A 2,477-nucleotide genomic window follows, 5' to 3' on the forward strand; every position below is an offset into this window, starting at 1 on the left:
CATCGTCCGGCGCCTGATGGCCGAGGTGGGACACCCGGTGTCCCGCCTGATCCGTACCTCGATCGGTCCGATCAAGCTCGGCGACCTGCGCACCGGGCGGCTGCGGCGGCTGACGAACGCGGAGGTCGCCGCCCGGTTCAAGGCCGTGGGTGACTGACCCGCCGATCGGGGTACGGCTGCCGGTAGGCTTCGACGCGGTCCGCGGGCCGGCGCGTGCCGCCCGGCGGGACGCCCGCGCGGCGCGGGCATGATTGACGACAGAACCATCCGCTCAACGGCGCCCGGGAATCCGGGCGACCCGCGAGGTACGGGCTGAGGAGGACAACGGTGGAGGAGAACGTACCGGCCGGGCGATGTGTGGTCGCTGTGGACGGGCCGTCCGGTTCGGGGAAGTCCACCGTGTCGCGGCGGCTGGCCGCGGGCCTCGGCGCCCGCTACCTCGACACCGGCGCCATGTACCGGGCGCTGACCTGGGCGGTCCTGCGCTCCGGCGTGGAACTCACCGACGCCGAGTCGGTGGCAAAGGTCGCCGCCGAGGCCGACCTGCGCATCGGCACCGACCCCCAGGGGTACGCCGTGACGGTCGACGGCACCGACGTGTCCACCGCCATCCGCGGCGCCGAGGTGACCGCCGCCGTGTCAGCGGTGGCCGCCGTCGCCGCCGTACGCGAGCTGCTGGTGGACCGGCAGCGGCGGGTGATCGCCGACGCGGGCCGGATCGTGGTCGAAGGCCGGGACATCGGCTCGGTGGTCGCGCCGGACGCGGACCTGAAGGTGTACCTGACCGCCTCCGAGGCGGCGCGCGCGAAGCGGCGCAGCGCCGAGGACGCCGCCGACGTCGCGGCGACCGCCGCGGACCTGGCCCGCCGGGACCGCCTCGACTCGACCCGCAAGGTCAACCCGCTGCAGCAGGCCCCCGACGCGGTGGTGCTGGACACCACCGAGCTGGGCATCGACGAGGTAGTGGCCCGCCTGCGCGAGATGCTCACGGAGCGGGGTGCCGCGTGAGCCAGGATTTCGAAGGCTGGGTGGAGCTGCGCGAGCCGGAGGTCGACTCCGGTGAGCCGGCCGGCCCGCAGCCCGTGGTGGCCGTGGTCGGCCGCCCCAACGTGGGCAAGTCCACGCTCGTCAACCGCATCATCGGCCGCCGGCAGGCGGTCGTGGAGGACATTCCCGGCGTGACCCGGGACCGCGTGCCCTACGACGCGCAGTGGAACGGCCGGGCGTTCACGGTGGTGGACACCGGCGGCTGGGAGCCCGACGCCAAGGACCGGGCCGCGGCCATCGCCGCCCAGGCCGAGACCGCGGTGGCGACCGCCGACGTGGTGCTGTTCGTGGTGGACGCCATGGTCGGCGCCACCGACGTGGACGCGGCCGCGGTGAAGATGCTGCGCCGCAGCGCCCAGCCGGTGATCCGCATCGCCAACAAGGCCGACACCACCACCATCGAGATGGAGGCGACCTCGCTGTGGTCGCTCGGCCTCGGTGAGCCGTTCCCGATCTCGGCGCTGCACGGCCGCGGTTCCGGCGACCTGCTCGACGCCATCCTCGACGCGCTGCCCGAGGCGCCCGCGATCGTGGAGAACCGGCCGCGCGGCCCACGCCGGGTGGCGCTGGTCGGCCGCCCCAACGTCGGCAAGTCCAGCCTGCTCAACCGCTTCTCCGGCGAGGAGCGGGCGGTGGTCGACTCGGTCGCCGGCACCACAGTGGACCCGGTCGACAGCCTGGTCGAGATCGGCGGCGAGACCTGGCAGCTGGTCGACACCGCCGGTCTGCGCAAGCGCGTCGGCAAGGCCAGCGGCACCGAGTACTACGCCAGCCTGCGTACCGCCTCGGCGATCGAGGCGGCCGAGGTCGCCGTGGTGCTGATCGACTCCAGCGAGGTGATCAGCGAGCAGGACCAGCGGATCCTCACCATGGTCGTCGAGTCCGGCCGGGCGCTGGTCATCGCGTTCAACAAGTGGGACCTGGTCGACGGCGACCGCCGCTACTACCTGGACAAGGAGATCGACCGCGAGCTGCGGCGTATCCCCTGGGCGATCCGGCTGAACCTGTCCGCCAAGACCGGCCGCGCCGTCGACAAGCTCGCACCCGCGCTGCGCAAGGCCCTCGCGAGCTGGGAGACGCGCATCCCGACCGCGCAGCTCAACCAGTGGCTCACCGCGCTGGTCCAGGCCACCCCGCACCCGGTACGCGGCGGACGCGCCCCGCGCATCCTGTTCGCCACCCAGGCCGGGGCGGCGCCGCCGCGCTTCGTGCTGTTCACCACCGGCCCGCTCGACGCGGGGTATCAGCGCTTCGTCGAGCGCAAGCTCCGCGAGGAGTTCGGCTTTGAGGGCAGCCCGATCGAGATCTCGGTACGCCCGCGCAAGAAGCTCGGCCCCGGCGGCCGGGGCAAGGCCCACGGCTGACGCTCTACTTGCCGCTCTTGGTGTTGTCGCGCCACACCCTCCAAGGATGGTCTTGGGGGTGTGGCG

At 73.3% G+C, this 2,477-nt stretch carries 2 protein-coding genes and 1 pseudogene; all 3 read left to right on the plus strand.

Features of this window, described 5'->3' with window-relative positions; translation table 11 throughout:
* A pseudogene (locus KBX39_RS28845) lies at positions 1–157 on the plus strand (MFS transporter); the annotation flags it as partial.
* A gap of 170 nt (positions 158–327) precedes the next feature.
* Entirely contained in the window at positions 328–1,008 is a 681-nt protein-coding gene (gene cmk, locus KBX39_RS28850) for a (d)CMP kinase (RefSeq protein WP_043324890.1), read from the plus strand.
* Positions 1,009–1,028: 20 nt separating this feature from the next.
* The gene (gene der / locus KBX39_RS28855; protein WP_210873559.1) at positions 1,029–2,411 is read left to right on the plus strand and encodes a ribosome biogenesis GTPase Der; all 1,383 of its coding nucleotides are present in this window, start codon (positions 1,029–1,031) and stop codon (positions 2,409–2,411) included.
* Positions 2,412–2,477: the final 66 nt, after the last annotated feature.

This window comes from Micromonospora sp. D75, from assembly GCF_018070405.1.
In the GTDB taxonomy this organism is placed as follows: Bacteria; Actinomycetota; Actinomycetes; order Mycobacteriales; family Micromonosporaceae; genus Micromonospora; species Micromonospora chalcea.